Origin of the sequence: Enterococcus sp. FDAARGOS_375 (genome assembly GCF_002393265.1) — a bacterium.
GTDB classification, from domain to species: Bacteria; Bacillota; Bacilli; order Lactobacillales; family Enterococcaceae; genus Enterococcus_D; species Enterococcus_D innesii.
Map to the genome: position 1 here is coordinate 3,287,370 of NZ_CP023515.1, position 26,234 is coordinate 3,313,603.

General features: G+C 41.5%; 28 protein-coding genes. 3 read left to right on the plus strand and 25 right to left on the minus strand.

Annotated elements, in window-relative coordinates; genetic code table 11:
- Positions 1–97: 97 nt before the first annotated feature.
- The 14 genes from CO692_RS17030 to CO692_RS17095 form a co-directional block, all read right to left on the minus strand.
- The gene (locus CO692_RS17030; protein ID WP_005225901.1) at positions 98–823 is read right to left on the minus strand and encodes an amino acid ABC transporter ATP-binding protein; all 726 of its coding nucleotides are present in this window, start codon (positions 821–823) and stop codon (positions 98–100) included.
- Positions 824–839: 16 nt separating this feature from the next.
- Entirely contained in the window at positions 840–1,529 is a 690-nt protein-coding gene (locus CO692_RS17035) for an amino acid ABC transporter permease (protein ID WP_005225900.1), read from the minus strand.
- A 22-nt stretch (positions 1,530–1,551) separates the two neighbouring features.
- The gene (locus tag CO692_RS17040; RefSeq protein ID WP_005225899.1) at positions 1,552–2,397 is read right to left on the minus strand and encodes a transporter substrate-binding domain-containing protein; all 846 of its coding nucleotides are present in this window, start codon (positions 2,395–2,397) and stop codon (positions 1,552–1,554) included.
- A 190-nt stretch (positions 2,398–2,587) separates the two neighbouring features.
- Positions 2,588–3,373, minus strand: a complete 786-nt coding sequence (locus CO692_RS17045) for an acetyl-CoA carboxylase carboxyl transferase subunit alpha (protein ID WP_077454372.1) — start codon at positions 3,371–3,373, stop codon at positions 2,588–2,590.
- Positions 3,366–4,235: an acetyl-CoA carboxylase, carboxyltransferase subunit beta gene (gene accD, locus CO692_RS17050; RefSeq protein ID WP_096742800.1), complete on the minus strand. Its 870-nt coding sequence runs from the start codon at positions 4,233–4,235 to the stop codon at positions 3,366–3,368. Before accD ends, CO692_RS17045 begins: the two co-directional genes overlap by 8 nt.
- Positions 4,236–4,247: 12 nt before the next feature.
- On the minus strand, positions 4,248–5,612 hold the full coding sequence (locus CO692_RS17055) for an acetyl-CoA carboxylase biotin carboxylase subunit (protein ID WP_005225896.1): 1,365 nt from the start codon (positions 5,610–5,612) through the stop codon (positions 4,248–4,250).
- A gap of 7 nt (positions 5,613–5,619) precedes the next feature.
- Positions 5,620–6,048, minus strand: a complete 429-nt coding sequence (fabZ, locus tag CO692_RS17060) for a 3-hydroxyacyl-ACP dehydratase FabZ (RefSeq protein WP_005225895.1) — start codon at positions 6,046–6,048, stop codon at positions 5,620–5,622.
- Positions 6,049–6,052: 4 nt separating this feature from the next.
- The gene (gene accB / locus CO692_RS17065; RefSeq protein ID WP_096742801.1) at positions 6,053–6,523 is read right to left on the minus strand and encodes an acetyl-CoA carboxylase biotin carboxyl carrier protein; all 471 of its coding nucleotides are present in this window, start codon (positions 6,521–6,523) and stop codon (positions 6,053–6,055) included.
- Positions 6,524–7,762: a beta-ketoacyl-ACP synthase II gene (gene fabF, locus CO692_RS17070; protein WP_008378187.1), complete on the minus strand. Its 1,239-nt coding sequence runs from the start codon at positions 7,760–7,762 to the stop codon at positions 6,524–6,526.
- A 12-nt stretch (positions 7,763–7,774) separates the two neighbouring features.
- Positions 7,775–8,512 (minus strand): 3-oxoacyl-[acyl-carrier-protein] reductase, encoded by a 738-nt coding sequence (fabG, locus tag CO692_RS17075; RefSeq protein WP_077454375.1) that lies wholly within the window; start codon positions 8,510–8,512, stop codon positions 7,775–7,777.
- A gap of 9 nt (positions 8,513–8,521) precedes the next feature.
- On the minus strand, positions 8,522–9,445 hold the full coding sequence (gene fabD, locus CO692_RS17080) for an ACP S-malonyltransferase (RefSeq protein ID WP_096742802.1): 924 nt from the start codon (positions 9,443–9,445) through the stop codon (positions 8,522–8,524).
- Positions 9,446–9,568: 123 nt separating this feature from the next.
- Positions 9,569–9,793, minus strand: a complete 225-nt coding sequence (locus CO692_RS17085; RefSeq protein ID WP_005225890.1) for an acyl carrier protein — start codon at positions 9,791–9,793, stop codon at positions 9,569–9,571.
- Between the two features lie 52 nt (positions 9,794–9,845).
- Positions 9,846–10,808 carry a beta-ketoacyl-ACP synthase III gene (locus CO692_RS17090; protein ID WP_096742803.1) on the minus strand — a complete coding sequence of 321 codons (963 nt, stop codon included), beginning with the start codon at positions 10,806–10,808 and terminating at the stop codon, positions 9,846–9,848.
- A gap of 9 nt (positions 10,809–10,817) precedes the next feature.
- Positions 10,818–11,258, minus strand: coding sequence for a MarR family winged helix-turn-helix transcriptional regulator (locus CO692_RS17095; RefSeq protein ID WP_008378199.1), 441 nt, complete (start codon positions 11,256–11,258; stop codon positions 10,818–10,820).
- A gap of 320 nt (positions 11,259–11,578) precedes the next feature.
- Between CO692_RS17095 and CO692_RS17100 the strand changes: the two genes are divergently transcribed.
- Positions 11,579–12,520 (plus strand): GIY-YIG nuclease family protein, encoded by a 942-nt coding sequence (locus CO692_RS17100; protein ID WP_096742804.1) that lies wholly within the window; start codon positions 11,579–11,581, stop codon positions 12,518–12,520.
- Positions 12,521–12,588: 68 nt separating this feature from the next.
- On the opposite strand, the gene CO692_RS17105 is transcribed toward CO692_RS17100, so the two are convergent.
- The 7 genes from CO692_RS17105 to CO692_RS17135 form a co-directional block, all read right to left on the minus strand.
- On the minus strand, positions 12,589–12,819 hold the full coding sequence (locus CO692_RS17105; RefSeq protein ID WP_005225886.1) for a YkuJ family protein: 231 nt from the start codon (positions 12,817–12,819) through the stop codon (positions 12,589–12,591).
- Positions 12,820–12,902: 83 nt separating this feature from the next.
- The gene (locus CO692_RS17110) at positions 12,903–13,778 is read right to left on the minus strand and encodes an NAD(P)-dependent oxidoreductase (RefSeq protein ID WP_096742805.1); all 876 of its coding nucleotides are present in this window, start codon (positions 13,776–13,778) and stop codon (positions 12,903–12,905) included.
- 74 nt (positions 13,779–13,852) lie between these two features.
- Positions 13,853–15,085 (minus strand): glycosyltransferase family 4 protein, encoded by a 1,233-nt coding sequence (locus CO692_RS17115; protein ID WP_005225884.1) that lies wholly within the window; start codon positions 15,083–15,085, stop codon positions 13,853–13,855.
- A 31-nt stretch (positions 15,086–15,116) separates the two neighbouring features.
- Positions 15,117–16,127, minus strand: coding sequence for a glycosyltransferase (locus CO692_RS17120; RefSeq protein ID WP_077454380.1), 1,011 nt, complete (start codon positions 16,125–16,127; stop codon positions 15,117–15,119).
- A 264-nt stretch (positions 16,128–16,391) separates the two neighbouring features.
- Positions 16,392–18,119, minus strand: coding sequence for a phosphoenolpyruvate--protein phosphotransferase (ptsP, locus tag CO692_RS17125; RefSeq protein ID WP_096742806.1), 1,728 nt, complete (start codon positions 18,117–18,119; stop codon positions 16,392–16,394).
- Positions 18,119–18,385 carry a phosphocarrier protein HPr gene (locus tag CO692_RS17130; protein WP_003126335.1) on the minus strand — a complete coding sequence of 89 codons (267 nt, stop codon included), beginning with the start codon at positions 18,383–18,385 and terminating at the stop codon, positions 18,119–18,121. The genes ptsP and CO692_RS17130 overlap by 1 nt, the downstream gene beginning before the upstream one ends.
- Positions 18,386–18,548: 163 nt before the next feature.
- Positions 18,549–18,737, minus strand: a complete 189-nt coding sequence (locus CO692_RS17135; RefSeq protein ID WP_096742807.1) for a hypothetical protein — start codon at positions 18,735–18,737, stop codon at positions 18,549–18,551.
- 270 nt (positions 18,738–19,007) lie between these two features.
- On the opposite strand from CO692_RS17135, the gene CO692_RS17140 reads away from it, so the two are divergent.
- Together CO692_RS17140 and CO692_RS17145 are read left to right on the plus strand one after the other, a co-directional pair.
- On the plus strand, positions 19,008–21,266 hold the full coding sequence (locus CO692_RS17140) for an ATP-dependent Clp protease ATP-binding subunit (protein ID WP_192940714.1): 2,259 nt from the start codon (positions 19,008–19,010) through the stop codon (positions 21,264–21,266).
- Between the two features lie 151 nt (positions 21,267–21,417).
- Entirely contained in the window at positions 21,418–21,729 is a 312-nt protein-coding gene (locus CO692_RS17145; protein ID WP_077454383.1) for a DUF1827 family protein, read from the plus strand.
- A 137-nt stretch (positions 21,730–21,866) separates the two neighbouring features.
- Here CO692_RS17145 and CO692_RS17150 read toward each other — a convergent pair whose 3' ends face one another.
- The 4 genes from CO692_RS17150 to CO692_RS17165 all read right to left on the minus strand — a co-directional run bounded on the left by CO692_RS17150 (position 21,867) and on the right by CO692_RS17165 (position 26,189).
- Complete coding sequence (locus tag CO692_RS17150) at positions 21,867–23,336, minus strand: helix-turn-helix domain-containing protein (RefSeq protein WP_096742809.1); 1,470 nt, start codon at positions 23,334–23,336, stop codon at positions 21,867–21,869.
- A gap of 434 nt (positions 23,337–23,770) precedes the next feature.
- A complete protein-coding gene (locus CO692_RS17155) occupies positions 23,771–24,769 on the minus strand; it encodes a DUF916 domain-containing protein (RefSeq protein WP_123906417.1) in 999 nt (332 codons plus the stop codon).
- Positions 24,770–24,815: 46 nt separating this feature from the next.
- Positions 24,816–25,280 carry a hypothetical protein gene (locus tag CO692_RS18000; RefSeq protein WP_226818202.1) on the minus strand — a complete coding sequence of 155 codons (465 nt, stop codon included), beginning with the start codon at positions 25,278–25,280 and terminating at the stop codon, positions 24,816–24,818.
- 288 nt (positions 25,281–25,568) lie between these two features.
- The gene (locus CO692_RS17165) at positions 25,569–26,189 is read right to left on the minus strand and encodes a hypothetical protein (RefSeq protein WP_096742811.1); all 621 of its coding nucleotides are present in this window, start codon (positions 26,187–26,189) and stop codon (positions 25,569–25,571) included.
- Between the last annotated feature and the right edge of the window lie 45 nt (positions 26,190–26,234).

The window sequence follows — 26,234 nt, forward strand, 5'->3', positions numbered from 1 at the left end:
AATGTAGTCATTTTTCCGTCAAAAAAGCATCCTTTTACTGAAAGGATGCTTAGGAAAGGTCCAAATTTATCTCTAACAACTGCGAACTTCTCGCAGTTTACAATACTTTACTCAAAAAATCAATGGTTCGTGGATTTTTCGGATGATCAAAGATCTGTTCTGGCGTTCCTTCCTCCATAATGATTCCCTGATCCATAAATAAAATCCGATCCGCGACTTCCTTCGCAAAGCCCATTTCATGAGTGACGATGACCATCGTCATTCCTTGCTGAGCCAAACGCTGCATAACGGACAATACTTCGCCAACCATTTCAGGATCTAACGCAGAAGTCGGTTCATCAAAGAGCATCACATCCGGTTCCATCGCCAAAGCTCGTGCGATGGCGATCCGCTGCATTTGTCCACCAGAAAGACTTTGAGGATAAGCTTTTGCTTTATCTGGTAAACCGACATCATTCAGAAGTTGTTTTGCCAACTGATCCGCTGCCGATTTTGCTACCTTTTTGACTTTCGTCGGGGACAAGGTAATGTTTTCTAAAACCGTCATATTCGGAAAAAGATTAAAATTTTGAAAAACCATACCCATTTTTTCCCGCATCTTATATAAATCATTTTTTGGATCGGTAATATCGGTTCCTTCAAAAAATATCTTCCCGCTTGTCGGTACTTCTAATAGGTTTAAACAGCGTAAAAACGTACTTTTTCCTGACCCAGATGGCCCAATCACCACCACGACTTCTCCTTGATCGATCGTCGTGGTGATCCCTTTTAGCACTTGATTGCTGCCAAAGGTTTTGTGTAAATCTTGAATATCTAACATCATAGCTTGTCTTCTCCTTTTAACGACGATAGCCTTTGCCTAGTTTCTTTTCCCATAAACTCAATAGTCGCGAAGTCGTAAACGTCAAGATGAAGTAAATGACCGCCGCTACATAAAAAGGCGTTAACGGTTGGAAAGAACTGGTGACAACGATCTGGGCACTGTTCATTAACTCATAGATACCGATCGTTGAAAGCAAAGAGGAATCCTTGATCAAAACGATAAATTCATTGCCTAGTGGCGGCAAAATGTTGCGTAGTGCTTGTGGCAACACGACATAACGCATCGTTTGAAAAGGCCGCAGCCCTAAAGATCCTGCCGCTTCTGTTTGTCCGTAATCAACGGCATTGATCCCCCCTCGGACGATTTCAGCAACGTATGCCCCGGAATTTAGTGATAAGGCAATGATCCCTGGGAAGAGCCGCCCAAAATCAAGACTCAGCACGCCGATTGAGACCGTCGGCAAAGCAAACATTCCTTGCAAAAGACCAAAAGCGATCAAAATTTGCACAAGCATCGGTGTGCCGCGGATGACTTCAATATACGCATTAGCAAACCAGCGCAAAGGCGTCACTTTTGATAATTTCATTAGGGCAAAAATCACCCCTAGAATCGTTCCAAAGATCACGGTGATGATAGAGATCACGATGGTGATCACCACACCAGAAAGAAAATAAGGGTAATATATCGCTAAAAAGGATAAATCCATAATTGTGTCTACTCCGTTCTATCTATTGCGCCGCATTTTCATTGGCTAGATCTGTGTTCTTTTGTACATACTCATCGATTGTACCATCTTCAATCAATTCTTTCAAAATACTGTTTAGCTCTTCTTGTAGTTCGGTACTCCCTTTAGGTAAAGCAATTGCATAAGAATCGCCTTCAGATGCTTCTAATGCTACATCAGTGATCACGAGGTCATCATTTTGTGCAACATACGATTCAGCAACCGCACTTTCAAGGACCAAACCGTCGATCGAGCCTTGTTTCAATTCATTGACTAGATTCGGGACTTTGGCAATGGAAACCAATTGCGAATCAGCTAATTGGTCTTGAACGATCATTTCTTGGATCGAGCCTTTTTGAGCGCCTACTTTTTTGCCAGACAAGCTTTCGATTGAATCAAATGCCGACTCGTTATTTTTATTGACAACTAATTTTTGTTCTGGTGTAAAATAGTTGTCGGTGAAATCAAAAGTCTGTTTACGTTCGTCAGTTGCTGAGATGCCTGAAACAGCGATATCGGCTTTTCCTTGTTGCAAAGCAGTCAAAACAGCATTGAAATCAAGGTCCAAAATATTTACTTCAACACCAAGACGATCAGCGATCTCATTGACCATATCGATATCTGCGCCCACGATCGTATCTTTGCCATCGATCAAGGCATGGAATTCAAACGGGGCAAAGTCAGCAGAAGTTGCCACATTTAACACACCAGCTGCTTTGATGGCTTCCAATTGATTATCCGCCGAACCGCTGGCACTAGAACTTCCAGTACTCGATGAGCCGCCATTCCCACAAGCTCCTAAAACCAAAATCCCCGTCAATACAACAAGTGCTCCAAATAATTTTTTCATTAAAAACGCTCCTCTTCAAAACAAATATTTATGCAATATAATCTTCTTATATTCAGAATATATACATAGTAGCACAGAATAATTAAATTTTAAACTAAAAACTTTGTCATTTGCACGATTTATTCAATAACACTTTCAATAAAAAAATACTAGGATATCCTTCCTCTAATTAGAGTGGATATCCTAGTTGTTAAAATCGGCGAAAACGCTGATACCTTGCCTCAAGCAATTCTTCTGTTTGTAAGGTAGAAAGTTCAGCAAGTTTCGTTGAGATTGCCGCTTTCATCTGTTCCATCAATTGCTCTTTCGGTAAAAAGGCCTCTTCATTGGTTTCAGCAATCACTTTTTCAATAACGCCTAATTCATATAGTTCTTGGGCAGTGATCTTCATCAAGCCAGCAGCTTCTTTGGCACGGCTGCCATCTTTCCATAGGATCGAAGCAAAGCCTTCGGGAGATAAAATCGCATAGATCGAATGTTCCATCATCCACACTTCATCGCCTAATGCCAGTGCTAAGGCACCGCCACTGCCGCCTTCACCAATAATGATTGCCAGAATTGGCACCGTTAAATCGGACATTTCCATCAAGTTACGGGCAATTGCTTCCCCTTCCCCGCGCTCTTCCGCACCAATACCGCAAAATGCCCCTGCTGTATTGATCAATGTGACCACAGGTCGCTGAAATTTTTCGGCTTGCTTCATTAAGCGTAACGCTTTGCGATAGCCTTCCGGATGTGGCGAGCCAAAGTTTCTGCGTAAGTTTTCAGGCAGATTACGGCCTTTTTGAATACCGATCACGGTCACTGGCTTGCCATCTAAACAAGCGATCCCACCAACGACAGCTTCATCTTCGCCAAACAGACGGTCTCCATGAAACTCTTCAAACTCAGAAAAAATGCCTTCAAAGTAATCCAGTGCCGTCAAACGGTCTTTGCTGCGAGCGAGTTCAACGATTTCGTGGGCTGCTCTAGTCATTGCGATCCCATCCTTTCCGCGTATGCAAAGAAATCAAATGGTGGATTTTCTCCCGCAAGTTCGTCCGTGGAACGATTTGATCGACAAAGCCATGATCTAACAGAAACTCTGCTTTTTGAAAGTCTTCAGGTAGTTCCTGACGAATGGTTTGTTCAATCACACGTCGTCCAGCAAAACCGATCAAGGCTTGCGGTTCTGCCAGGATGATATCCCCTTCCATCGCAAAACTAGCGGTGACGCCACCGGTGGTCGGGTCCGTTAAAACCGTTAGATAAAACAAGCCAGCTTTACTGTGGCGTTTTACCGCCGCAGAGATTTTTGCCATTTGCATCAGTGACAAAATTCCTTCTTGCATCCGTGCACCACCTGAAGCGGTAAAAAGAACAACTGGTAGCTGTTTTTCGATCGCACGTTCAAACAAACGGGTGATCTTCTCCCCCACGACCGTTCCCATACTGCCCATGATGAAATTCGCATCCATGATCCCGATCGCTAACGGCAATCCTTGAACTTTTGCTTCTCCTGTGAGGACAGCCTCATGCAACCCAGTTTTTTCTTGCATTTGTGCGACTTTATCCAAATATTCAGGAAAATCAAGAGGATCTTTTGTGGTTACATCTGTGTCCCATTCTTCAAAACTTTTCTCATCAATCGTGATAGCGATCCGTTCCCAGGCACTGATTCGGAAATTATATCCGCAGTGAGGACAGACTTTCTCTGCCCCCATCTCCTTCGTATAAAGCGTTCGTTTGCAACTAGGACATTTCGCCCAAAGATTATCTGGGACGACTGGTTCGTTCGTTGGCAGCTGACCTCGATTAGGATTGATGCGAATGTAGTTTTTTTTCTTAAATAAAGCCACTCAACTTCCCTCCTATTGTTCAGGTGTCCAATTCGGCAAAAATTCCTCTTGTAAAAAGGCGGTAGTATAGTCTCCCGCAATCACTTTCGGGTGACTGATCAAGTCCATTTGGAATTCTGCATTCGTAATGACACCATCGGTCACTAATTCAGCTAACGCCCGCTGCATTTTCATCAATGCTTCAAAACGATTCTCACCGTGAACAATCACTTTAGCGATCATCGAATCATAATAAGGTGGGATCGTGTAGCCGGAATACATGGCACTGTCTACACGAACGCCTAGACCGCCACTTGGTAAAAACAAATTGTTGATCTTACCAGGAGAGGGTGCAAAATTGAAGGCTGGATTTTCTGCATTGATCCGACATTCGATCGCCGCGCCCGTCATCTTGATGTCTGCTTGCGTCAAGCCTAGCGGTTCACCACTAGCGACTTCAAGTTGTTTTTTGACTAGATCAATGTTTGTCACCATTTCGGTGATGGGGTGTTCCACTTGGATTCGAGTGTTCATTTCCATGAAATAAAACTCCCCAGTGTCCGCCATTAAAAACTCGATCGTGCCAGCATTACGATACCCTACCGCTTGTGCGGCACGTACCGCTGCTTCTCCTAGTTCTGCTCGCTTGCTTTCAGAAATCACCACAGAAGGAGATTCCTCCAACACTTTTTGGTTGTTGCGTTGTAGCGAGCAATCGCGTTCACCAAGGTGGATAATATTACCAAAAGAATCACCTAACACTTGCACTTCTATGTGTCGAGCAGGATAAATGATTTTTTCAATGTACATTTCATCGTTGCCAAATGCCGCTTTCGCCTCTTGCTGTGCGGAAGCAAAATGATGCGGCAATGCTTCTTTATCTGCGACTTTCCGTATCCCTTTACCGCCACCGCCGGCTGCTGCTTTGAGCATGACCGGGTAACCAATCTCTTCAGCGATCGTTAAAGCTTCTTCCACATCAGAAATCGCGCCTTTGCTTCCGGGAATGACCGGTACTTCTGCTTCGATCATCAAGCGTCTTGCATTGATCTTGTTTCCCATTGCATCGATAGTCTCACTCTTTGGCCCAATAAAGACGATATTGCATTCCTCGCACATCGCAGCAAAGCGGCTATTCTCTGAAAGAAAGCCAAATCCGGGATGGATCGCCTCAGCCTTTGTGACGATCGCAGCGCTTAGGATCTGCTGTACATTCAAATAAGAGTCGGCTGCTTTGGCAGGTCCGATACAAATCGCTTCATCGGCAAGCTCTGTATGCAACGCTTCTTTATCTGCTTCTGAATAAACGGCGACCGTTTGAATACCTAATTCACGACAAGCGCGAATGATACGTACGGCGATTTCGCCACGGTTTGCGATCAATACTTTAGAAAACATGTCTCACCTATCCAATCATGAAAGTCAATTCTGCTTCCGCCACTTTTTTTCCATCAACATAGGCAATTCCTTTGCCGATGCCGGCTGCAGATTTCACTTTGATTATTTCTACTTCTAAGATCAAGGTATCGCCTGGTGTTACTTTTTTTCTGAATTTCGCTTTGTCTAAACCGCCAAAGTAGGCAGTTTTCCCACGAAAATCTTCCAATGATAGCAATGCCACAGCACCTGCTTGCGCCATTGCTTCCACGATCAATACTCCGGGCATCACTGGTTCATGGGGAAAATGACCTTGGAAAAATGGCTCATTGATAGTAACGTTTTTCTTCGCAACGACCCGTTTGCCTTCTTCTAACTCCTCTACCCGATCCACTAAAAGCATCGGATAACGATGAGGGATGATTTCTTTGATTTCTTGAATCGTTAATGCGCTCATTGCTTTACCCTTCTTTCACACGGAATAATGGTTGATTGTATTCAACGATTTGTTCGCTTTCAACCAAGACTTCAACTAATTCGCCATCAACGTCGCTGACGATTTCATTCATGACTTTCATCGCTTCCACGATACAAAGAATATCGCCTTTTTTCACGTGATCGCCGATTTGTTTGAAGTTGTCTTTATCAGGACTTGGTTTCAAATAAACGACACCCACTAATGGAGAGACAACTTCTTTGCCCTCTAAGGCAGGTTTTGCCGTTTCTACTGTGTCAGGTGTTGCTGAGACAGCAGGCGTTGGTGCAACAGGAGTTGGCGCAGCATTCGCTGCAGGTGCAGAGGATGCATTTTGTAGCCCACTTGTCGTATTTTTATTAAAATAAAGTTCAAAGGTCTCTTTTTTTAATTGAAGCTCAGTTAACGTCGATTGATCGAATTGGCTGAGCAGCTCTTTTACCTCATGTGTTTCCAATTACGCTTCCTCCCAACGTTTCAGCAAGATCACTGCATTATGACCGCCAAACCCAAGTGAATTACTCATGGCATAGGTCAAATCTGCTGGTTGGCTTTGATTGATAACAACGTTCAAGTCGATCTCAGGATCTTGTTCTGTCACGTTGATGGTTGGTGGAATAAATTGATGTTGTAATGCTAATAGTGAAGCAATGGCTTCGATTCCACCAGCCGCCCCAAGCAAATGACCAGTCATTGACTTTGTACTGCTGACATATGGTTTTTTATAGTCTTCCCCTAATCCGTATTGGATCGATGTCGCTTCTGCACTGTCATTGGCAGGTGTGCTTGTACCGTGGGCATTGATGTAGCCAACTTCAGCTGGGGTGATCGCCGCTTCTTGCATCGCCAATTTCATTGCTTTTCCAGCACCTGATCCATCAGGGTTTGGTGCAGTCATATGGTAGGCATCACAGTTCGCACCGTACCCCACGACTTCACCTAAAATCGTTGCCCCACGTTTTTGCGCATGCGCCAATGATTCTAAAATGAAGACACCAGCGCCTTCACCCATGACAAACCCACTACGATTTTTATCAAACGGAACGGAAGCTTTGTCAGGGTCTGATTCAGTGGTTAACGCCGTCAGAGACGCAAAACCAGCGATACCGATTTCACAGATCGTCGCTTCTGAACCACCAGCGATCATAACATCTGCATAGCCATGCTTGATGTTCCGAAAAGCTTCACCGATTGAATGGGTACCAGAAGCACAGGCGGAAACAGTCGTCGTACAAATGCCTTTCGCACCTACCCGTAACGCAATGTTGCCGGCAACCATATTTACAATCGACATCGGTACGAACATTGGTGATACTCGATTTGCTCCTTTGTCATGCATCCGAATCACTTGGTCTTGAATCGTTGGCAAGCCACCGATCCCTGAACCAACCATCACGCCAAAACGATCCACATCAATGGTTTCTGTATCTAACTTCGCCATTTCCATCGCTTCTAACGCCGCATAAATTCCATAAATGGAAAAAAGATCCATCCGCTTCGTATCTTTTTTAACGAAGTACTTTTCTAACGGAAAATCTTTGACTTCAGCGGCAACTGAGATCCCTGTTGCTTCTGCGTCAAATTTTGTAATCGGGCCGATGCCGTTGGTCCCGTTTTGTAAACTTGCTAAAAATGTTTCTGGGTCATTTCCGATTGGAGAAGTGACGCCGTATCCTGTAACTACTACTCGATTCATCTATTCTTCCTCCTACCCTTGCATTGCCATCCCGCCGTCTACACTGATCACCTGACCAGTGATGTAGGGGCTTTTTGCTAAAAAGACTGCTGTTTGTGCAACATCCTGTGTGGATCCAAAACGCTGTAATGGAATATTAGCCAATGATTGTTCTTTGACTTTATCCGACAGCACTTCAGTCATCTCTGTTTCGATAAAACCTGGGGCGATCGCATTGCAGGTGATCCCCCGAGCGGCACCTTCACGAGCGGCAGATTTCGTAAAACCGATCACGCCAGCTTTACTTGCCGCATAGTTGGCTTGCCCGATATTTCCCGTCAAGCCGACCACACTCGTCAAATTGATGATGCGGCCTTCTCGCAGCTTCATCATTTTTTTCAACGCGTGCTGCGTCATATTGAAGGTACCAGTCAAATTGATTTTGATCACTGAATCAAAATCTTCGGGTTTCATTCTCAACAATAATTTGTCATTCGTGATCCCGGCATTATTGACTAAAATGTGGATCGGTCCGACTGCCGCTTCTGCTTCTAAAAGCATGGTTGCCGCTTGTTCAAAATCAGAAATGTCCCCATTGATCGCTACACATTTCACGCCATAGCTGGTGATGCGATCGATCAGTGACTGGGGAATTTCTTTTCGTCCATTTAAAACGATATTCGCTCCTTCTTTGGCAAAGGCTTCCGCGATGGTAAAACCGATCCCTCGCGAGCTACCAGTTACAAAGACGTTTCTATTTTGCAGATCCATAAATTCCTCCTAGTTGAATCGGGCTAGTGTATCTGCCAACGTTTGGCTATCTTCTACACGCGCAGTCTGGATTTCTTTGTCTATTTTCTTCATAAAACCGCTCAATACTTTTCCTGGTCCGATCTCGATGACATGTTGGATGCCAAGCTGCTTTAGTGTCGCAATGCTTTCGTAAAAACGCACTGGCGATTTCACTTGCAGCGTCAACAGTTCCTTGATTTGGTCTTGCTGCATTGGCTGCGCGGTCGTATTGCTGATGACAGGTACTTGCAACTCATCAAAGGTGATTTGATCTAATTCCTGTGCTAATTGCTGCGATGCGGGTTCCAACAAAGCAGTATGGAAAGGACCACTGACATTTAAAGGAATCACCCGTTTGGTTCCAGCAGCTTGTAACAATTCCACCGCTTTATCCACTGCCGGCGCTTCACCTCCAATGACGATCTGCTGCGGCGTATTGTAATTGGCTGGTGTCACAATCCCGGCTTGACTTGCTTCTTTACAGATTTCTTCAATCGTTTCAGCGGGTGTGTTCATCACAGCGACCATTTTCCCAACACCTGCTGGCGCCGCACTTGCCATATACCGACCGCGCTTTTGCACCAATGCGACTGCGGTCTGGAAATCAAGCGCACCACTAGCGACTAAGGCTGTATATTCACCTAAACTCAAGCCAGCAACAGCATCTGCTTTGATTTCTTGCGCATCCAAAAGTCGCCAAAAAGCCGTGCTTACTGTTAAAATGGCAGGCTGTGTATATTCCGTCTGGTTTAAACGTTCGTTTTCAGTAAAGCATAACTCGGCCATATCATATCCTAGAATCGTGCTGGCCTGTTCAAACGTCTCACGAACGATTGCTTCTTGGTGATAGAGCTCTTCCCCCATTTTTGGGTACTGTGCACCTTGACCGCTAAATAAAAAGGCTGTCTTCATTTTGCACTCCTTCATTACTTTGATGGTTATCGTTGGAGAACATGGATTCTTGCAGTTCGTCTATGAATCAGCAAAAACACGTTCTTAAAAAGGAAAGGCTAGGCTGTCTGCCTAGCCTTTGTTTTATGCTTGTTGTTTTTCTACATATTTAACTAGATCTTCAACGGTTGTGATACCATCTTCTGTTTCGATCTTCACATCGAATTCATCTTCGATCTCGTTAATGATTTGGAAAAGATCCAAGCTATCTGCTTCTAAATCTTCTTGGATGTTCGTGTTCAATTTGATTTCTTCTTTTTCTTTTCCTAATTCTTCTGCTACGATTTCTTGAATTTTTTCGAATACCATGTGTATATTCCTCCAATGTGTTTTTCAATAGTAATTTTGTTTCGTGAACAAGTTATAAGGTGGCTAACATAGTTCCCCATGTCAATCCGCCGCCAAAACCTGAGAACACCACTTTTTGACCACTGCCAAGGGACAGTGTACCTCGTTTGATTTCTTCATCTAGCAATAACGGAATCGAGGCTGCCGAAGTATTGCCATAATCTTGCATATTTTGCAAAAATTTCTCACGGGGCTGCTTCAGCTTGCGAGCAACTTTGTCTAAAATACGAGAATTTGCTTGGTGAAGCAAAAAATAATCGATTGCTTCATCTTGTGTCAGATCATTGATCGAGGCGACCACATCACGCGTCGCAAAATCAAAGATTTCTCGTCCAATCATTTGCATACAAGCACTATACGCCGGAGCGTTTTGTGAAAAAGGATTCTCATTCGTGCGAAAACCAGATGTCAAGGACATGCCTCGCTTCCCATCTGCTTTTAAAGACTCTTTGAGCAAATGCTGCTCTGAAGATGCTTCCAGCAATAGACCACCGGCACCATCTCCGAATAAAACAGCCGTCGAACGGTCGTTCCAATCCAAGACTTTTGAAAGTACTTCTCCACCGATGACCAATCCTTTTTTAGCGCCCGTTCGAATCAGTTTTTCAGCCATAGACAATGCATAAACGAAACCAGCACATGCTGCACTGATATCAAAAGCAAAGGCATTGACTGCCCCAATCGCTCCTTGGACTTGGCAAGCAACCGCCGGTGTATTGAAATCCGGTGTGATCGTCGCTACCAAGATAAAATCTAGACTTTCTGCTGAAAGCTGAGCATCTTGCAAGAGCGTTTGAGCGACGCGAATACAAAGGTCAGAAGTGTTTTCGCCAACAGCGACTCTTCTACGTTTGATTCCCGTACGAGAATGAATCCATTCATCTGAAGTATCCATCAAATTTGATAGATCATCATTTGTTACGATTTTTTCTGGAACATAACTTGCAGTCGCGGTAATTTTCCCAAACATATTCATCCATTATTCTCACTTATAATCTTGTAAAAAGTCATGCAGATTTTTCAGTGCTTTCAACAGTGCCTGTTCCTCTTCAGGAGACATCTGACTCAAGACACCTTTCACCATCTCACGATGAAAATGCTGATGAACACGATAAAGGAGTTTTCCTTTTTTCGTCAAACCTAGTTTGACGACTCGCCGATCATCTTCACTGCGAATCCGTTCTACATATTCTTTTTTCACCAAACGATTGATCGCGATGGTCAAAGTCCCAACAGTGATCGAAAGCTCTTTGGCAACTTCAGTCGTGGTCTTTTTTTTGTACATCCCGATGGCTTCGATGGTATGCATTTCGGTAATTGAAAGGTCTTTGAATTGAGATTTTTTCAATTCAGATTCTTCAATCACTAAGATGTCATTAAAGACGCTGACTAAGTAGTCATTAACTGTTTCTAAATTGGGTTCCATAACCTTCACCATCCGAATACTTTGATAATCAAATCATTTGATAGTCAAACTATATCGGAAGTTATTGAGAAATGCAAGAATTTTTTCGAACTTTTTTTATTTTTAAGCGCATTTTTATTTAAGAATTGATTTTCTAAGATTTTAAAAGCTGCGAGTTGACAAAATAATCCGTTTCCGTTATAGAGAAATTTCCTTTGAATGTCAAAGTTTATCATTGCGTTGCCTCCACTCTATTTCTAATTTTTTCTTGTCAATGGCCAGCAAACGTTGCTCTCTTACACTTCATCTGCTACTCTTTGGAGGAAGGAGAGGAACGATCGATGAATCCGAACAAAGAGTTTCTAAAAAACAAAGCAAATGCCCTGCCTGAAAAGCCTGGTGTTTATCTAATGAAAGATCAGCACAACGAAGTCTTGTATGTAGGAAAAGCCAAATCATTGAAACAGCGTGTCGTTTCCTACTTCCGAAAAAACCAGCAGCATGCCAATAAGGTGCTTCGACTTGTTTATAATGTCGTTGATTTTGAAACGATCGAAACAGATACAGAATTGGATGCACTATTACTTGAATGTCGTTTGATCCAAGCTTTTCATCCTATCTACAACCGACAAATGAACCATTCAGCCAACTACTGCTTTGTTGACTTGACGAATCATAGCTTCACGATCACTCAAACACCACAAATTGGCAGTTATGGTCCCTTTCGGCAAACAAAAAAATTGCCGATGTTGTTTCAATTATTGTCAGAAACCTTTCAATTGCCGACTGTCAACGAACTGACGCTATTGACCTTACGTAAGCAACTCCCTCAAATGGAGGCGTATCCCTTGGAAGAGAAGTGGCGAGAGATCGGCTGTTTTTTTGCTGGACAAAAAACCGAGTGCTTCTCACTTTTGGATGAACGCTTAACCTATCTTATTGATCATTTATTATTTGAACAAGCAAGTTTGCTACAGGGAGAAATCCATTCGGCGCAAAGCTTTTACCAAGAAATCGTGAGGGTCAATCAGTTTATTCAAGAACCAGAAGTGATTTTTTCTATACCCCTTGACTTAGAGGAGCCAGGATCACAGACGACTCAAATCAAATACTATCAAGTTAGCTTTGGCAAGTTGATCCAAACAAACATTCTTTCTCCTGAAGAAACATTCCAGCCACTTCCGCCAGCAAGCGCTGCGCTTCCTTTAGCCCCGAAAGATCTCGATCCATTAGGGATCATCCTCAATCACCTGTATCGCCAAGAAAAAGCAGCAGATAAATAAAAAACAGCAAGCCCCAGTAGGCTTGCTGTATAGAAATGAGAAAATGACGACGAACGTCTCACTCATTCTTATTGGATCAAATCATAGATTTCCATGGCTACAATATCAACGTTATCAAATTGATAAGATTGACTTGATTCTGCTTCCGTTAATTCAAACGTTTCTGTCGAATTGTCATAAGTAACGGTACATTTTTCGACGCCTTCTTTTTCAAAACGACGTACTTGAACTTCATTGTCTTGCGCTTCGACCATCGCTTCTAAACGTTTGATGATAGCGACTAATTGCGAACTTTTCATTCGTAAGCCTCCTTTTTCTGTCCGTTATATTGTATCAAAACATCCTCTATCTTGCATTGATTTTTCGTATTTTTTTTGTCATTTTAAGATTTTTTTTCATCTTGCCACCAAAGTTTAATCAGCGCCTGCGTTCCGTCATTTTCGAAGCCTTTTTCAGCCAACTGATCATACAATTTTTTAGCTAAAGTGGTGCTCGGCAAATCCAATCCCATCTTCTTGGCTTCATCCAAAGCGATCCCCAAATCTTTGATGAAATGTTTGACAAAAAAGCCTGGTGAATAATCCTCTTTTAGGATACGTGGACTGTAATTCGTCATGGACCAATTGGCTGCCCCACCGCCAGAAAGCGTGTCAATCACTCGTGGTAAATCTAGACCCGCTTGGTTTGCATAGACCAGCATTTCTGTCATCCCCGTCATAGTTCCGGCAATCATGATCTGATTGGCCATTTTCGTATGCTGACCCTTCCCTGCCCCTCCTTGAAGTTGAAACGTCTTTCCTAATACTTCAAAAAGTGGTTTTACTTGTTGGTAAGCTTCTTCATCGCCACCAACCATAATCGTTAGCGTGGCGTTTCTCGCACCAAGATCACCACCAGAAACTGGCGCATCAATACTCGCTGCTCCTTTTTCCTTCGCTGTCTGGTAGATTCGTTCTGCCAAATCAGGGGTGCTGGTGGTAAAATCCACCAATGTTTTGCCTGTCACAGTCGTTTGAAAAATCCCTTGAGGCCCATAGTAAACCTCTTCAACGTCAGATGGATAACCAACCATTGTAAAGATGATTTCACTTTCTGATGCAACTTCTGTTGGGGTGTCACACCAAATTGCTCCATTCGCAACGAGTTCATCTGTTTTTGCTTTCGTCCGATTGTAAACATTCACTGTATGTCCTGCAGCTAAGAGATGACCAACCATCGCTTGACCCATGACGCCAGTACCGATAAATCCTAATTTCATGCAGATCCCTCCAAAATAAAAAAGTTCATGTCTTTAGTATACGCTAAAAACATGAACTTGCGAAAATTTTCTGTTTAATCAATCGTTCGGCGAAATGCCTTCAATTTAACTTTGAATTTTTCTAATGTTTGCTCGGTTTCTTTTTCGATGCGTTCTGTTTCATAATAAGCGACCATGTCATGATAGAAAGACAGCATCGACTCACCAAAACGTAGTGCCGAAATCTCATACATCTTCCTAGCAAGAACTTCGGGATCAGCAGGAATCTTTCGTTCATAATAATCAATAAATGCTTTTGCGAAATCCCGATCACTCTCATAGGTGACGCCTAAAGACGGATCATCGATCAAGGTGTTTAAGTAGTCATTGCCTTCAACGACTAATGGTGTCCCAGCGGCCATTGCTTCCGTGTAAGTCAAACCTTGTGTTTCTGAGGTGGAGGCACTGACGAAGTAATCTGCCGCATGATAATAGATCGCTACCTTATCATTCGCCACTTCACCGACAAATTGAACATGGTCAGATAAAGCCATATCCACCACTTTTTCTTCTAATTTTTCTTTATGTGGACCTTTCCCAACGATCACTAATTGCGCATCAGGAATCTTCGTTAAAATTTCTGGCATCCCGTCGATGATTGCCTGAATATTTTTTTCATAGGAAATACGACTGAGGGAAAGCAGCATGGGCTGATTCTCAGTGATACCCAATTTCTCCCGCAATTCTTTTTTCATGTCAGTTGTAATGTCCGGTCGACGAAACTTCTCAACTTCGATCCCTGTGGGGATGATCCGCATCGGTGAAACCACACCATACCCTCTCAGCGTATCGATGACTCGTTCACTTGGGCAAACAACACCTGTCGAGTGGTTGGCAAAGAGCCGTGAAAGATATTTCACGTGAGATGGTCGTAAGACCTTTCCGTTGGCGATGTAGTGCAAGTAGTCTTCATACATCGTATGGTAGGTATGGATCACAGGAATCTGCAATTTGCGCCCCACCATTTTCCCTAACATCCCAGAGCCAAACTCGGTATGGGTATGGATCAATTCCAACTCTAATTCTTTGGCGATCAAATAGGCATATAACATGCCGCGCACTACGATTCGCCGGTCTTTGAAGGACACAAACGGGACACTTGGCATGCGAATGATATCTTCTTCATCCAGATCAGCATTTGGATCGGTCGTAGTAAAGATATAGACTTTATGGCCTTTTTTCTCAAGCTCTTCTTTCAATGTCTTGATCGATGTCGCCACACCACTTACCTGGGGGAAGTAGGTGTCTGTAAAAAATCCGATTTTCAAAACGGTCCCTCCAAACTTTACATTAGTTTCTTCATTCCGTATTCATCACTTTTGTATAAACTTCTTTTAGTTCATATCCGATTTCATCAATACTTTTTTGCTTGGCCGTTTCATAGCCGGCTTCACTCAACTGTGGCAACGTGCCTTCCACGATTCCTTTGATTTTCTCAATAAATCCTTGATTGTTTTTTTCCATGTATGCATTGTGCCCATTGCTTAGCCAACCTTTATAAACAGGAATATCCCGAACAAGCACATTTTGGTGGCTGGCTAACGCCTCAAGGACCACAATTCCTTCTGTTTCTTCATAGGAAGGAAAGAAGAACAGATCAGCCGCTGAATATGCCCCTTCGATGATGTCTCCTTTGATATAGCCGGGAAATAGCACGTTTTCTGGATGGTCTTCATTGACAAGGTCGCGGATCTGCTTAGGAATCGTCATCATTGGTGTATGACCAAACCAGATAAACGTATACTCAGGCAATTGTCTGGCTATCTCTACAAAATCAAGAATGCCTTTTCGTTCAAAAAACAAACCGACCGATATAATCACTTTTTGATCTGGTAGTAGATTGAAATACTCACGAAAGGCTTTTTCTTTCTCTTGATCCGGCTGATATTTGTCAAGATCGATCCCGTTTGAGATTGCTTCGATCGGCACTTGGATACCATACCCTTCCAAAAGTTCTTTCGAATAAGGGGTCGGGGTGATCAATTGATCGGCTCTGGAATAAAGATTGATCAAATATTTTTTATATAATGGCGAAAGCTGATTTGAACCGATAAATGAATTCCGAAAATCCTCTTCTGTAGAATGGGCATGGTAAATCACTTTTTTCCCTTGTCTTTTGGCTTTGTTGACCATATGCATACTATTGATTCCATACGTGTTGATGTGAAGAATGTCATAATCCTCATCATTTTTATCAAGAGTAAAAGGAATCCCGACAGATGTCAGCGCTCGTTGCTGATGAGCCAATGCGCGACCGATACCTGATTTAGCTAATAATTTTTCTCCTTCAAAATAAAGAAGTACTTTCAAAGATGATTCCTCCTTGGAAATGCTTATATCTGATATTAGTATACCATAGGCGATCGCAGAGATACTCCTACCATGGTCCTAGATTTTGTTCCCCATTTAACCATGATACGGGAAAAACTCAGGGAATCATAGCTTAATTCCAAGATATGACAAAACTGTTCGTTTTCTGAAAAAAGTAGTAAGTTGTTGCAAGTCAACTCAAACAAAATGTCTTCTTAAAACAAAAAAGGCAACAAGCAAAAATTGCTTGTTGCCTAGAAATGATTAGTTTACATACTGTTCGATTAACTCTACAACTTCTTCCATTGTATCGCAATCTTCTAAAGCACGTTTTGCTAATTCTTGCATGTCAGTCGTTGACAAGCGTTTCATTAAGCTACGTGTTTTCAGAACAGATGTTGCACTCATTGAGAACTCATCTAAGCCCATACCTACAAGAAGTGGCACAGCAGTTTGATCGCCGGCCATTTCTCCACACATACCAGCCCATTTTCCTTCAGCATGCGCTGAGTCGATCACGTTTTTGATTAAACGTAAAATTGATGGGTTGTATGGTTGGTACAAGTAAGACACGCGCTCATTCATGCGGTCTGCAGCCATGGTGTATTGGATCAAGTCATTGGTACCAATACTGAAGAAGTCAACTTCCTTCGCAAACTTGTCTGCTAAGACAGCAGCTGCTGGAATTTCGATCATGATTCCGACTTGGATCTCGTTAGAAACCTCAACGCCTTCGTCAATCAATTTTTGACGCTCTTCTTCATACATTTTCTTCGCAGTACGGAACTCTTTCAATGTTGCCACCATTGGGAACATGATACGTAAGTTGCCGTGAGCAGAAGCACGTAACAACGCACGAAGTTGGGTACGGAACATGTCATCCCCAAGTTCAGATAAGCTGATACGCAATGCACGATAGCCTAAGAAAGGATTCATTTCATGAGGCAATTTTAGGTAAGGAAGTTCTTTATCGCCACCGATATCCATTGTACGGACAACCACTGGTTTGCCAGCCATTCCTTCTAAAACTGCTTTGTATGCTTTGTATTGGTCTTCTTCTGTTGGGAAATCAGGAGAATCCATGTACAAGAATTCAGTCCGGTATAAACCGACTGCTTCTGCACCATTGTTGTGGACACCTTCTAAATCTTTAGGCGTTCCAATGTTCGCAGCTAATTCAAAGTGCTTACCATCAGCGGTAACTGTTTCAGCATCTTTCAATTTTTCCCATTCTGCTTTTTGTTCTGCGTAGGCTTTCCCAGCTTCAACAAATTCAGCTGCTTGGTCATCTGTCGGGTTGACGATAACGTCACCGATAATACCGTTAACAGCTAAGATGTCGCCCGCTTTCACTTTTGCAGTGATCTCCATTGTTCCAACGATTGCTGGGATTTCAAGAGAACGTGCCATGATAGCGGAATGAGAAGTACGTCCACCGATATCTGTTACAAAAGCTTTTACAAAGTTGCGGTCTAATTGTGCAGTATCACTTGGTGTCAAGTCATGCGCAACAACGACTACTTCTTCGTTGATCATTGAAGGATTAGGCAAAGTCACATTCAACAAATGCGCCAAGATACGTTTCGCAACATCTTTGATGTCAGCTGCCCGTTCTTGCATGTAAGCATTGTCATCCATTGCTTCAAACATACCAATATACATGTCAGTAACTTCTTTCAACGCAGCTTCTGCATTGACTTTGTTATCTATCACGTTTTGTTTGATTTGACCGATCATCTCAGGATCTGAAAGAACCATTAAATGAGCATCAAATACTTGTGCTTCTGCTTCACCTAAAGTTTGTGCTGCTTTGTCACGGATTTGTTGTAATTCCGCTGTTGACTTCGCTAGCGCATCATCTAAGCGTGCTTCCTCTGCTGCAGTATCTTCAACTGATACTTTTGAAAAAGATAAATCAGGTTGTACTAACAGGTAGGCTTTCGCAACGGCTACACCATCACTAGCAGCAATTCCTTTTAGCATCTCAACCATTATTCAGACAAACCTTCTTTTTTCATTGTTTCTACGATTGCAGCGATTGCATCTGCTTCGTCAGCACCTTCAGCAGTGATAGTAACATCAGAACCTTGGCCAACACCTAATGACATTACGCCCATGATTGATTTAAGGTTTACTGATTTACCTTTGTACTCTAAGTTGATATCAGAGTTAAATTTGCTTGCTGTTTGAACCAATAATGTAGCTGGACGTGCGTGAATCCCTGTCTCAGCAACTACGTGAAAATCTTTCTTTTCCATATTGATCAATCTCCTTTATGATACGTTTTTTTGTGTGAAGGCAAAATTTCCATGCATGCAATGACACCCGAAAAAAATCGCCCTTTCAACTGTTAAGATTACCATTTTTTTCATCGATAGACAACCGTTTTCTCTTAAATAAACGATTGAAATAAATGTCCTATTAATTTTCTTGTACATAACGGTAGATGATCTTCCCGTTTAACCCCGCTTCTCCGACAAAAGAAGACCGATCTTCCAGCTGGAGCCAGACATCTCTAAATGCCAGAAATTCCGGCTGTTGAACAATCAATTCTTTGATCTCTCCATTGCGTAAACGCACTACTTCTACAGCAAAATCTCTGTTCTCCATCGTCCATTCTCACCTCTTTCTTTCTATTATAATTGAATTGATTTCTATTTAAAAGACGCTTTTGTAGATGAAAAAGCAGCGAGAACTTTTCAGAGTAAAATTCTTGCAGTCTGACAAAAAGTTAGTATAATAGAATCATGGTCAGTAAAGGTCAATAATACATTGCCTCGAAGGTGACCGTTTCTTTGCCCACAGCCCCTTTTCTTTTACAAGCAATCAAAAGCGCCGTAAAATAGGGTTGTTGGAACAAATATGAAAGGTCGTGAATCTATGCTTTGTCAAAGTTGCGGCAAAAATGAAGCTTCAATTCATTTATATGCCAATGTCAATGGTCAAAGAAAACAACTCGATTATTGTCAAAGTTGTTACCAAAAATTAAAAGCTCAATCTGGGAATGCTGCAGCTGCAATGGCGCAAGATCCTTTTGGATTTGGCAATCTTGATGATCTATTCCGTCAAATGTCTCGTCAAATGCAGCAAGGAAATACCCCTTATGAACAAACTCCACCGACACAAACTGGCGGTAACGGTTTTGTCGGCGGTCAGCCTCCACGCAATAACCAAGCACCTGCAGGTTTGTTAGGAGAATACGGCATTAATATCACTCAAATGGCTCGTGATGGCGAAGTCGATCCAGTCGTTGGTCGTGATTCAGAGATCAAACGAGTGATCGAGATCCTTAATCGCCGAACCAAAAATAACCCTGTTCTTATTGGTGAACCCGGAGTTGGGAAAACTGCCGTCGTTGAAGGGTTAGCCCAAAAAATCGTTGATGGCGATGTGCCACAAAAACTGATGGACAAAGAAGTCATTCGCCTAGACGTTGCCTCTCTTGTGCAAGGTACAGGTATTCGTGGCCAATTTGAAGAACGCATCCAAAAATTGATTGAAGAAATCAAGCAAGCAGAAAACGTGATTTTGTTTATTGATGAAGTCCATGAAATCGTTGGGGCTGGTGCAGCTGGCGACGGTAATATGGATGCTGGAAACATCTTAAAACCAGCGCTTGCCCGTGGAGAACTACAAATGGTCGGAGCAACGACGTTAAATGAATACCGCATTATCGAAAAAGACGCTGCTTTAGAACGCCGTTTGCAACCAGTGCGTGTGGATGAACCTTCTGTTGAAGAAACCATTCGTATTTTAAAAGGCCTGCAGCCACGCTATGAAGATTATCATCATGTGAAATATACTGATGAAGCGATCGCAGCTGCCGCTACCCTTTCTAACCGTTACATCCAAGACCGATTCTTGCCTGATAAAGCGATCGATCTACTAGATGAAACAGGTTCGAAGAAAAACTTGACGATTCAAATCGTTGATCCAAAAACGATCGAAAAGAAATTGCAAGAAGCAGAAGAACAAAAACAAGCAGCCTCTCGAGAAGAAGATTTTGAAAAAGCTGCTTACTATCGCGATCAAATCAACAAACTGCAAAAAATGAAAGAACGTCAAATCAGCGAAGAAGAAACGCCAGTCATTACTGAAAAAGACATGGAACAAATCGTTGAAGAACGGACGAATATTCCAGTTGGCGAATTGAAAGAAAAAGAACAAACCCAATTAAAAAATCTCGCGGATGACTTGAAAGCAAAAGTTATCGGACAAGATGAAGCAATCGATAAAGTAGCCAAAGCGATTCGCAGAAACCGGGTTGGTTTAGGGAAGCAAAATCGTCCGATCGGCTCTTTCCTTTTCGTCGGTCCAACCGGTGTCGGGAAAACGGAATTAGCCAAACAATTAGCTTATGAAATGTTTGGCTCCGAAGAAGCAATGATTCGTTTCGACATGTCAGAATACATGGAAAAACACAGTGTATCAAAATTGATCGGCTCTCCTCCTGGCTATGTCGGCTATGAAGAAGCAGGTCAATTGACTGAAAAAGTTCGCCGGAATCCTTACAGCTTGATTCTATTGGATGAAGTGGAAAAAGCCCATCCTGATGTATTGCATATGTTCTTGCAAATTCTCGATGATGGTCGTTTGACGGATGCCCAAGGACGTACGGTCAGCTTTAAAGATACCCTGATCATCATGACAAGTAATGCCGGAACCGGCAAAGTTGAAGCCAATGTTGGCTTTGGTGCCGCACGTGAAGGCATCACTCGTTCCGTGTTAAATCAATTGAACAATTACTTTACGCCAGAATTTCTCAACCGCTTTGACGGGATCATCGAATTCAAGGCACTAAGCAAGGAAAACTTGTTATCGATCGTGTCACTTATGCTGCATGATGTCAATCAAACCCTTAGTCATCAAAAACTGCATATCGATGTTCCACAAGACGTGCAAGAAAAATTGGTGGATCTTGGTTACAGTGCAACGATGGGTGCTCGCCCGCTGCGTAGAACGATCCAAGATCAAATCGAAGATGGGATTGCAGAATTCTATTTGGAGCATCCGCAAGTGCGTCAGTTAAAAGCCCAATTGGAAGATTCAGATAAGATTATTGTAACTTCCGCTGAATCCCCTGCACCTTCTTCAGAAGCCGACACGACTGAAGAAGAATCTTCGGAAACTAACGAGTAACAAGCTTTAAAAACGTGTCTTGAACCGTTTCCTTTGCCAGACAACCATGTTTTGCCAAAAAATTGGGTAATTCCGAGTTGTCTGGCTTTTCTTTTGAAAAAAAACGCCCTATAATGTTATTAATAAATACATAGAATGTGAGGTGAGTCTGGTGAAATTAATCAATGTTACGAACAGCCATTCTCGACTAGTACTGAATCAACTTGAAAATACCGACGCAGAACTTGTAAAGGTTTACACAGCCGGAGATACGACCGTGATCTTTACCTCAGCGCCGAACCACAATGAAATTCTGCTGATCAATAAAAAACGAAATATTCGCCCGACAGAAGTAGAAGAAATCAAAAATTACTTTCTAAAAAAATTACCTGATGGCTCGTATGATCCTTCAACCATCTCTGTGATCCAAATGCCTGAAGTGGTTGAAATCTCCATCAAAAAATCCTTATCCTCATCCCATTAGTTTAGCCTAATTACGTCTTAAAAAAATATCTATAAAAGATGACTGTCGCAGCCTTCTTTTATAGATATCTTTTTTGTTTGAATGTAACCAAGAATTTACTTAGCCTTTTAATCAAAACTGTACTCTTTCCGCTAATACTAGCTGATTTTTTCTATCGTATCTGATCGAATTCGTCCTTCAATAATCTTGCTATTAATAAACTCCCCTAATCTTTTCCATGTCTCAATATTATGGATATCTTCAAGAAAGAAAAAATACTGATTTTCTTTCGACTCAACGAACCGATCAGAAATAACAAGATCTGCATCTGCAAAATTTCCTACCATGGTAACTGTCTCTGGTTTGTATACACCTGTTATATAATTTTTCACTAACACAGCATAGTTGGCATGGTACGTAATATGGATCATTACATGCAAGGGTTTTGCCATGACATGTCCAACATAAGAATAGAGCAGCTCAGTTAACTGGGTACTAAATATATCTAAGTCTCGCTCTGATATACTTTCTTTGTAAACAGATTTTAACATCTCTTTTATGGTTAAAAATTTATCATTCATCAATAATTTCTTGTCTTCAAGATAAAAGAAAGAGCTTAAGCTTAGTTTATCTGTGATTAAAGAGCGATAGACCAGCTGGAAGACAAACGTGCGATGAAGATTATCAGGAATGCTATAACTTTCTTCCATTTTTTCTAATGCTTCAACCGCTCTATCCACGATAGGATTTTTTGTTAGTCTCATTAACCCTTCCCCTAAACGCTCACAAATCTCAGGAGTTAAGTATTCTGGAAAGAAATATACAGCAAAGAGATAGTAAAGAAATTTTTCTGATTGAAAAGCAGCATCATTTATTTTTTTATTTAAAGGATAAAACGTTTGGGAAAAGCTTAAATGAAGCTCTTCGTACAAGCACAAACCAATAGACATCTCCTGATCTGAGATCACATCGGTATAGTGGCCCATCTTATGCGCATCTAAAAAAATTCTAGTTATTCTAGAAAGTTTGTCCCGTTGAATCTTAGTAGGACTCTTTTCGTTTCTATAAAGGTAATTGTTGTCTTCTGCAAATGTCGTAGAATGGCTATTCAAGATATATGAAAGCATTCTGATTTGACTCTCCCTTCCTTCCACAATCAAATAATTCATTCGCTTACTGATTTGACAGTCTATCCCCATAGATCGTATGATATCGTTTGCCCTATTGACTAATTTATAACAATAAGACTGACTATAATTAAAATGAGTGGATAGTTTGATCATCCCCACTTTTCGATGCCTAAGAAAGTAAATCAAGACTTGGAAAACGGCACTTTGCTTAATATACGTTATTTTCAAATTTGAATACAGCGAAGGATAAGTTCCTGATGCTTTCAACGTGGATATCCGAAATAATCGATTTTCGAATCTGATCAGTGCGTCTGTCGTGCTTGTGTTTTCTATGTAATCTTCGTTTATCTGCATGATTAATGATTTCACATTGCGGTTCGTAAGTGAATGCTTACAAGCTAATTCATCGATTGATGCTTCCGTCCTTGAAATAATATCCTCTAATAAATTCAATTTTTGTTCTTGCCGCTCCGTTAGAAACAACTTCCATAAATCCATGGTAATCTCCTTCTTAACGATAGTTACTTCTGTGATGTTAGTTAACTCATAGTTAACAAGAAAACATATAACATTAGTTATTAATAAAAAAGAATATCTCTTTTATGCTAAAATCTGCTTCTTTTTAATAATAAAAAGCAAAAAGAAATGATCCTGCCGTTCATAAAAAACTACTGCAAGGATCATCAATTACTCAAAGGACCAATGAAGCCAACCGATTTGTAAAGTCCTTTAACGATTTACCACCGAACCTTTCCCCTGATCAAAGTGAAAAAAACTATAGAAAATAAGCAAGTACAAAATAAAAACAGCTTTTTTCGAGACAGTCCTGTGGGAGAGCAAAATCAGCGGCCGCCCAACGGTCTGTCAAAGGATTAAGAAAGATTTTACGCAACAAGAAAAGTCTAGGGGTAACGATCTCCCCTAAACTTCTCTTATTTTTTTAGCAATTTTACAAGCGTCAAAATAAGCAAGACGGAAACGAGTGATAAGGCGATGACCAACCAAAGATTGGCTTTTGATTGAACAGTAATTGTATTGCTAGAATCAGCAGCCTCCTCAATAAACTGGTCGACCTCTTCCTTTGTATAATGAAAATACGTTGTCGTTTCGTCGTTGCCATCTGATCGTATAAATTGATACTCCCCAGACATCAATTCGGCCCCATCCAACAATGGGACATTAAAGAGCGTTTTTATATAGGGTGAAAGAACAATCTGTTCCGACTCTATCTTCCCTTCAGCGATAATCTCCTGATTGGGATTGATCACACGATAGGTGCCACCCTCAGCATAGGTCACAAGCGGATCATTATTATATAGATAATAAGAAAGAGTCGTTGTGTCTCCAGTAATCGTAAATTCAAAATCCCCGATAGTCTGTTTTGTTCCTTTAGCCAGTTCATTCAGTTTTAGGCGAACGACGATTACTTTCTGATAGACTTGCTGAATATCTACAGAATCTTTATTTTCTTGTATGTCGATTACCTGAGAAAAATTGATCCCACCTAATACTTCCCCATGAATCCTTTTATTTACATTAATGATGATTTGAACATCTCGACTTTGCTTTGCATCTAATTGCAAAAAACCATCAACGAAATTCCCATCTTGCGGTTGGATTTTTACATAATTTTTTAAATCATAATCTTGGTTCAGTAAATTTTCTGTTTCCGCTACATAAGTCATCGAATTCCTCGTGGAAACAGCGATACTTGGAAAAATCGAGACTTCAATGGCATAGTTTTCAAGATTGGTAACAGTTGCCGTATAGCGATATTCCTGATTCAATTGAGGTGCAAATTGAATATCCTTTATCTGACTTGTCTCATCATCAGCTTGGATCGAAACATCAAATGAAGAGCTGATCTGTTCTTCCGCTGCTACACTTTCAGTGTAAAAGAACATTCCTAAGAACAGGCAAAAAAAGACCACCTTAAAAAAACCGTATTTCTTCTCGCAATTAGAACTAGACATGAAATTAAGGTGTAACGTCCGTAGCTTCTGATGCAGTCAAAGTGATTAGATAATCTGCTTCTTTGGTACTGTCAAATGTTGCTGGATCGATCGTATAGTCAAAAGTACCTGTTTGAGTTGCTTCGTATCCTTGCTCTGCTTCCACACTGAATACTTCACTTGTAGCAACGGTTAGACCAGGTGCAATTGTTTCTCCCGGCACTTGTGCTGTGATCACCACTTTTTTTGCACCGAAGGATTTATTCGCTAATGTTCCCGATAGTGAGAAAGTACCTGATAGCGGATCTGCTTTTGCATCCGTAAAACTAATCTCTGCAAAGTCAACCGTTTTTGTTTCAGCAGGTGTTTCTAACGTAAATGTTGCTGTTCCTTCGTTAACAGTTACAGCAACTTCCTCTGCTGCTACAGGTACGGACACACCAATAGAGAGAGCAAATAAGAACGCTGTTGCTAAGATAACCTTTTTCATTGATTTCATTCCTCCTTATATATTTTTTTGTAAGAATCGAGCTTACAAAAAAACTATACACTATTTTTTTTGGCAAACTTCTCTTCTTTTTGCAATTTTTTTCACCAAAAGAATAAAGGTTTTTTTAATCTTATCTCGCGAAATTTTCATTTTCCTCCATCAAAACTGGTGGCAGTTAACGAAAATAAATAGACATGAAAAGTGAAATTTTTTCAGATAACGGTCGTAACGCTTATTACTTTGACCCACTCTCTCTAGCAAACAAGGAAAAGCCAAGCCACTATTTGTTTATTCCGGCATGAAGGAAGTATCAGTCGTTTCCATTTCTTCCACTAGAGAAGAACTTGCATTACTCTGCAAGAGACTCTCTGTGGAAAAGGTTGCCTCTGTTGAAGAGGTACTTGTCGTAGCTGATTCCCCTACACTCTCATCACTCTCGACGATGGATGCATGGTCTTCTTGGTTGTTACTTGACGGCAAAAGTGAAGACGACAAATTTTGATTCGTCGCTGCAGAAGAGATTTCCGTGATAGTAAAAATTACTTTATAGTTACCTTGATCTGCCGTCAGAAATTTTTTAGGATCTAATGTAACATAAAAATGGTGGTCATCCATCGTTTCTGTTGCCACCAGTTCTGCCGCATTTTCAAAAGCAGCGCTCAAACCACTGCCATTTGAAGAGATCTCCAAGTGATAAGCCGTTGTCACATCACTGGCAGAACTTTCAACTTTTAGACTACCTTCATAACTCAGTAATTCATTGCTAAAATCAATCTCCTGAAAATCAAAAATGATTGGTTCTTCCACCGTTAGTGAAAAACTCGCTTCTGCAGCAAAAATTCGTTCCGTATACAATAAAGAAAAACACGAAACCATTAAAAGACAGCTTGCTTTAATCCGTTTCATCATTCTAGTTCTCCTTGAGTAAAAATACCTACTGTTTTAAGGCAAGAC